General features: G+C 54.9%; 5 protein-coding genes. All 5 read left to right on the forward strand.

The window, feature by feature from the left end:
- A partial coding sequence (locus tag ACFSJC_RS14650) for a DDE-type integrase/transposase/recombinase (RefSeq protein ID WP_386027767.1) occupies positions 1 to 730 on the forward strand: 730 nt, incomplete at its 5' end.
- Positions 727 to 1,830, forward strand: a complete 1,104-nt coding sequence (locus tag ACFSJC_RS14655; RefSeq protein ID WP_386027769.1) for a DegT/DnrJ/EryC1/StrS family aminotransferase — start codon at positions 727 to 729, stop codon at positions 1,828 to 1,830. The genes ACFSJC_RS14650 and ACFSJC_RS14655, both read left to right, overlap by 4 nt.
- A gap of 9 nt (positions 1,831 to 1,839) precedes the next feature.
- On the forward strand, positions 1,840 to 4,287 hold the full coding sequence (locus ACFSJC_RS14660) for a methyltransferase domain-containing protein (protein WP_386027771.1): 2,448 nt from the start codon (positions 1,840 to 1,842) through the stop codon (positions 4,285 to 4,287).
- Positions 4,284 to 5,294 carry an NAD-dependent epimerase/dehydratase family protein gene (locus ACFSJC_RS14665; RefSeq protein ID WP_386027772.1) on the forward strand — a complete coding sequence of 337 codons (1,011 nt, stop codon included), beginning with the start codon at positions 4,284 to 4,286 and terminating at the stop codon, positions 5,292 to 5,294. Before ACFSJC_RS14660 ends, ACFSJC_RS14665 begins: the two co-directional genes overlap by 4 nt.
- 81 nt (positions 5,295 to 5,375) lie before the next feature.
- Positions 5,376 to 6,818, forward strand: a complete 1,443-nt coding sequence (locus tag ACFSJC_RS14670; RefSeq protein WP_386027773.1) for a glycosyltransferase family protein — start codon at positions 5,376 to 5,378, stop codon at positions 6,816 to 6,818.
- Positions 6,819 to 7,157: the final 339 nt, after the last annotated feature.

Raw genomic sequence — 7,157 nt, forward strand, 5'->3', positions numbered from 1 at the left:
TCTGTTGGCGGTTACCCGCGAATTCATCCACCCCGAGGCCTCGCGTTCAGCGCTCGATCGCTGCCTGCGGCGCCACGGTATCTCCAACCTCAAGGCCCTGATCCCGCAGGAGGTGGACACCGCGAAGCGTCCGGTGAAGACCTTCAAGGACTACGCGCCTGGGTTCGTCCATGTCGACGTCAAATACCTGCCCCAAATGCCCGATGAAGACCGGCGTAAATACCTCTTCGCAGCGATCGATCGCGCCACCCGCTGGGTCTACGTCGAGACCCTCGACGATAAGTCGGCGGCCTCGGCCAGTGGCTTTCTCGAGCGCCTGATCGCGAAGGCGCCGTTCGCCCTCTCCAAGATCCTCACCGACAACGGTAAGGAGTTCACCGACCGCTTCTGCGCCACAGGCGAGCGCGCGCCGACGGGGCAGCATCGCTTCGATCAGGTCTGCTCCAAACACGCCATCGAGCATCGCCTGACCAAACCCAGAACCCCGCAGACCAATGGCATGATCGAACGCTTCAATGGACGCATCGCCGAGGTGCTGGCTACCACACGCTTCGACTCGTCGCAAAGTCTGGAGCAAACCATCACCCGCTACGTCCAGGTCTACAACCAGCACATTCCGCAAAAAGCACTCGGGCACATCGCCCCGATTCAAGCCCTCAAGGATTGGGCTGAGAAGCGCCCCGAACTATTCAAAAAGCGGGTATATAATCTTAGGGGACTTGACACTTGAATATACCGCAGACGTTACCTAAGGCAACTGTCGACGAAGATAGAGCCCTGATTGACGATGCGTGGCGGCGTGTTCTGGATTCCGGGCGTTACATACTCGGCGCTGAGGTTGAAGCCTTCGAACGTACTTTTGCGGGTTATATCGGTGTCGGATATGGAATCGGTGTAGCCAATGGCACCCAAGCCTTGGAGATTGCGCTACGCGCGGTGGGAGTGGAAGCAGGGGACCGGGTAGCGACGGTTTCTCATACGGCGGTTGCCACGATTGTCGCGATCCGTGCCATCGGCGCGGTTCCCGTGTTTGTCGACATCGATCCTGAGACATTCCTTATTGATCTGCTAGATCTCGAACGGGTTGCGGACGTATCGCTCAAGGCCGTGATCGTCGTGCATCTATACGGAAACCTTGTGCCTCCGGATCCGATTCGGGAATGGTGTCGTGCTCGTGGGGTCGCTCTGGTCGAGGACTGCGCTCAAGCGCATGGCGCATCTTGGAACGGGCGCCGGGCCGGTAGCTTAGGCGATATTGCTGCATTTAGTTTTTATCCGACCAAAAATCTTGGGGCTGTGGGCGATGCCGGCATGGTCGTCACGGATTGCCCGGTGCTTGCGGAGCAGGTACGGCTGCTGCGTCAGTATGGCTGGCGAGAACGTTTCGTCAGCGCTACCGAGGGTGTCAACTCGCGTCTCGATCCGTTGCAGGCCGCGCTTTTGGGGGTTCTGCTTGAGCGTCTCGATGAGCGGAACGATCGGCGTCGTGCCATCGCCAGTTTGTATGACGACGGTTTGTGCTCCGCGCCGGTCCGGACACCACACTGTTGTCCGGACGTTCATCATGTCTACCATCAGTATGTTATCGAGACTGACGCCCGGGATGAGCTGGCGGGTTATCTCTCCGAGCATGGTGTATGTACAGCCATCCATTATCCGGTGCCCGTGCACCTGCAGCCCGCCTATGCGAGGTTCGCCACCCGTGTGCTTCCGGTTACCGAGGCAATCATTCCACGCATTCTGAGTCTGCCGATGTATCCTCAGCTCGAGCCTGAGGCGGTCCATTTGGTTGGCGCGCTCGTGCGCTCTTTTTTTACCTCAAAAAGCTGAATTGCTCCGATGATCATTCGTCATTACTGCGCCTATTTCGATTACCGCTATTTAGTCCGTGGTCTTGCGATGATCGAGAGTCTACGTGCTCATGCGCCTTATGCACGTTTCTACATCCTGGCCCTGGATGAGCGCTGTGCATCCATGCTCAACACGATGGGGCTTGCCGGGGTGGAAGTCATCAGTCTGGGCGATCTCGAGGCATTTGATCCAGAACTCAAGCAGGCGAGGACTAATCGATCCCTGATCGAGTATTATTTTACTTGCACGCCCTGTTTTCCTCTTTTCTTGCTAAAGACCCGTTCTGACATCGACATGATCACCTATGTCGATGCGGATACTTGGTTTTTTGCTGATCCAGAGATCATTTATGACGAGATTGGTGATGCGTCAATCGCTATCACCCCGCATCGCTTTTCTTCGGATCGGCAGGATCTCGTGCGCTATGGCATCTTTAACGTTGGTTGGATTTCGTGGCGAGCGGATGCCGATGGCTTATCTTGTCTGGAAACCTATCGTGAGAACTGTATCGATTGGTGCTATGATCGACTTGAAGATGACCGCTTCGCCGATCAGAAATATCTCGATAAATGGCCTGCGCTCTATCCAAAACTCAGGATAATTGAACACCCAGGTGTTAATGCCGCACTTTGGAATATCGATAATTACGATTTTCGCCAGATCGGCCAGGAAGTGATGCTGTCCGGTCGACGTTTGGTTTTCTGGCATTATCACGCGCTAAGGCAACGGCCCGATGGGCAGTGGTCGGCGGGAGTTGCCCCAGCCACGGCGAAACGCCATCCATCTCTGGTCGATGTCATCTTCCGGCCTTACATCCGGCGTTTGGAATCGCTGCATTCCATGCTTGAAAAGCGCTTCGATTCCTTCGCTCATGATGGGATGGACATTCGTTATGGTTCCGAGCGGCCCGCCGCCTTACAAACCGATGAGCGTGCGCCAGTGTCGTCGCCACAATCGACCAAACTGACGACGGGATATGAGCGCATCGACCGCGATCAGGCGTACCGTAACGCGGAGGATGGCTGGAGTTTCGAGGACGTGGCGCGCGTACAGGCGGATGCCTACGCGGCGTTGATCCAGCAGATGCGAGCCGGTTCGGTGCGTCGCGATTTCGCCGTTGCGGTTGAGGCGATCCGCGCGCTTAATCTGTCGTGCCCCAATGTTCTGGAAGTGGGATGCGGTAGCGGGTACTACAGCGAGGTGTTTGCCAGTCTGGTGCCAGGTGGGATCAAGTACACTGGGCTCGACGCATCTAGGGCCATGATCGATTTGGCTAATGAGCGTTATCCGGGGCTCGATTTCCACGTTGGTGACGCGACCCGCTTGCCTTTCGCAGACCGTTCGTTCGAGGTCGTTTTCAATGGCGTCTCGCTCATGCATATCCTGGATTATGAACTGGCAATCCGGGAGGCTCGGCGGGTCGCATCACGCTATGTGATCTTCCATACGACAGTTCTGCGCCGGGCCGGTCAGCCGATCTATCTGCGTAAACTGGCCTATGGTCGTCCGGTGGTGGAGATTATCCTCTCCGAGCCCGAACTACGGATCTTGTTTGCTCGGTACGGATTGCAAGTCGCGGCCGTACTCGACAGCATTCCGTATGATTTGACATCCGTGATTGGCGAGCCAACCTACACTCGAACCTTTATCTGCGCCCTGGATGCTGGCGATGCGACAGCACGTCCACTGCATCTGAATTTGGGATGTGGTGGGCATTTCCATGCCGCATGGGTCAATGTCGATTTGGTATCGCGCCATCAGAATGTGATGGAATGCAATATCCTGGCTTCATTGCCCTATGAGGATGCGACGTTCGACGCGGTCTATCATTCCCATGTTCTCGAGCACTTGCCCAAGTGGAAAGCCCCTGCGTTTCTGGATGAATGTCTGCGGGTCCTGAGGCCAGGCGGGATCATGCGTATCGCTATCCCCGATCTTGAAACGATTTGTCGTCTCTATCTTGAAAACCTGGACGGCGCCCTCGCGGGCGATACAGAGGCCGCTCAGCGCTATGATTGGATGCTGCTTGAACTGCTCGATCAGATGGTCCGTAACGAGAGTGGGGGGGAGATGGCCCGCTATTGGCTTCAGTCTCCAATGCCTGCTGAGGCGTTCGTTATCGACCGGGTTGGCGCCGAGGTTGAGGGTTTTTTGCAACGTATAAGGTCTGTCGTGCCGCCGCCTCAGGCGCCCCCACGCATCGTGCATGATGCGGAAGATATCGGGCGATTCCGTCAGGGCGGCGAGATTCATCAATGGATGTATGACCGTTTTTCGCTGGCACGCTTGTTACGCCAAGCCGGTTTGCGCGATGTACGTGTCGTTTCCGCATCGGAGTCGGCAATCCCAGGTTTTGCTGCCTTCTGCCTGGATGCGGATGCGGTCGGTCGCGTTCGCAAGCCAGATTCACTTTTCATGGAAGGGCGCAAGTCATGACCCAAACACAAACGCCTATTCCTGCATTCGACAGCATCCACGGTCGTTCGGTGCTTATTATTGGTGGAGCGGGTTTCATCGGCTCGACTCTGGCTCATCGTCTGGTCGGTTTGGGGGCGCGGGTGATGCTCATCGACAGTATGAATCCCCTGTACGGCGGAAACCTTCGTAACCTCGCGGGGATTGAAGAGCAAGTAACCCTGAATATCTCGGATGTGCGTGATCGTCACAGTCTGTCCTATCTCGTTGGCGGCAAAGATTTCATCTTCAATCTGGCCGGGCAGACCAGCCATATGGACTCGATGGCCGACCCCTTCACTGATCTCGAAATCAACGCCACCGCGCAGCTCTCTTTGCTAGAGGTCTGTCGTCACCACGCGCCTGATACCAAGATCGTTTTTGCCTCGACCCGTCAGATCTATGGACGGCCTCACTATTTGCCAGTGGATGAAAGACACCCGATCAAACCGGTCGATGTCAATGGGATCAATAAGACAGCCGGCGAATTTTACCATGTGCTCTATGATGAGGTGTATGGACTGCGCACGACGGTTCTGCGTTTGACCAATACCTTTGGTCCGCGTATGCGAATCAAAGATGCCCGTCAGACATTTCTCGGCGTATGGTTTCGTCGCGTATTGGAGAACCAGTCGTTTGAGGTTTGGGGCGGAGATCAAAAGCGCGATTATTCCTATGTCGATGATGTCGTGAATGCCCTGTTGCTGGCGGCGCTCAATCCCGCAACTGATGGTCAAACCTACAATCTCGGCGGCCCGCAGGTATTGTCATTGCTTGATACCGCAAAAAATCTGCGAGACGTGGTGCCTGGATCCTCGTTTCAGGTATGCGAATATCCCGAAGAGCGCAAGAAGATCGATATTGGTGATTATTATTGCGATTATTCTTTGTTTAATGGTCAGACGGGTTGGGTGCCGGCGGTTTCTTTTGAAGAAGGGGCGATGCGCACGCTTGACTATTATCGGGGCGAGCTTTCGCATTACATCTGAACTGCGTCCCTCTTGTTTTTCTCTGGGCGCGTTTGAACCGCAAAGCAGAACTGTATTATTCCAGAGGACCGACGCGCGCTCATGAAATTTCTCCAAGTTGATAGTTTCTATGGGTCCTATATTGACGGTATCTATGCGAGCCATTCGGATCTCGCGCGGCAGCCTTTTTCCCGGCAGGTAAAGGTATTGCTGGATGGCGGATTTTCGATTGCCCACAATTTCGCGATTATGATGGACCGGTTGGGCTATGAATCGACCTTCATCGTTGGCAATGCGCTCCGAGCCCAGAGTGCCTGGCTTGAGGAAAATCGCTCTCGCATTGCCAGTTTGCCTCGGACTTTGCCTGAGGTTTTCTTGTCCCAGATCGACCTCATCCAGCCCGATATCCTGCACGTGGGAGATACGGATACCTTTGATGCTCGGCTACTGAAAAAGACTCGCTGGAAACCGCGTCTAACGCTCGGATGGCGGGCAGCACCCATTGCGGCCAGTGCCGATTTTTCGGTTTTCGATGTGGTGCTCTCGAGTCATTCTGGGTGTCGCGAGCGTGGACTGGCGCTTGGTGCTGCGGCAGCCGAGCCTTTTTCGCCAGGACTGCCGCGTAGTTATAGTCAATTCGCGATCGACGAGCCTAAGGTTTACGATGTCGTTTTTGCTGGGCAGATCGGTCCCCTGCATCGTAAGCGTATTGAGTATCTTGAGCGTCTGGTCGCCATGCCGGAGGTTAGAACTGGTGCGATACGTCTGGGTCTATTTTTAGCCGGCACCATTCCTGAGACGCTTCGTCCGCATGCGTTGCCGCCAGTTTTTGGTAATGACTTCTATCGGGTATTGCGTCAAGGACGGATCGCCTTGAATGTTCATATCGATATGACCGGCGATGAAATACAGAACATGCGGATGTTCGAGGTGCTGACGATGGGCACTTTTCTCCTGACCGATTACGGGCCTAATTTAGACGCTCTGTTCAGGCTTCGTCATGAAATCGAATCATTCTGCTCGCCGGCAGAAATGGTCGATAAGATACGCTACTATCTTGCTAATCCATCTGTGAGAGAGGGAATCGCCCGTTGCGGTCAGGAGCGTTGTCTAAATGAACACAGTATGGAAGAAAGAATTGTCTGGCTAGATCAGATTATTCGTTGTCATCTCGATCGAAAAGAAGTTAAAACTGTTGGTTCGGTTGAGGTTTCTCCAATTGGTTGTTCGGGTGTTGGAGAAGCTCCAGCGCCAGTGATCGGCTTGCAGTGTAATGATTTTGGTTTATTGATGCAGCAGGCTGAATTTTTATTCGGACAGGCAAAATTCTCCGATTCTATCACCTGGTTCGCCGCCGCTGCTTCACTCGCCCCCGATTTCCCTGATGTTCATTTTAAATGGGGTAAGGCGCTTTCGGCCATGAATTGCTACCGTGAAGCCCTATCACGCTATCGTATGGCATTGTCGCTTGGCGGGGAAAATCCCGAGCTAAAATCAGAAATCGCGCGCATGTTGTCGGGGATGAATGCTGCTGTACACGCATAGCCCCGAGAATGTTTTGGATTAATGTATGGGCTGCGTGCCCATGCATGCCAAGCACCCTGACGGGGTCCTGGGGCCGCACCACCTGCGTACGCAGAGCGTCTGAGTTGCCGTAACTCTCGCCTCTCTTGCTAACCGCAGCAAGCCGTTCGTCGGAATGCTTACGCTCGGCTACGCCCCAGTTTTACAGCATCCGCCGCGTGCGTCGATTCAGCCGTCCATCTAAATCAATGGCTTCAAGTGCCTGCCCCAACGTGTTCGGCGACAGCCTCTCAGAGGGTGTTTACAAAATAGGGTAAGCTGTCGCCTTCCTGCCCCGAATAGGAGCCGGCCCGATGGCCA

It is taken from the genome of Thiorhodococcus fuscus (assembly GCF_042682685.1).
In the GTDB taxonomy this organism is placed as follows: Bacteria; Pseudomonadota; Gammaproteobacteria; order Chromatiales; family Chromatiaceae; genus Imhoffiella; species Imhoffiella fuscus.

Coding starts and splice junctions, on each gene's coding strand:
- ACFSJC_RS14660 (WP_386027771.1), top strand. CDS start 1,840: ATGATCATTCGTCATTACTGCGCCTATTTCGATTACCGCTATTTAGTC.
- ACFSJC_RS14665 (WP_386027772.1), top strand. CDS start 4,284: ATGACCCAAACACAAACGCCTATTCCTGCATTCGACAGCATCCACGGT.
- ACFSJC_RS14670 (WP_386027773.1), top strand. CDS start 5,376: ATGAAATTTCTCCAAGTTGATAGTTTCTATGGGTCCTATATTGACGGT.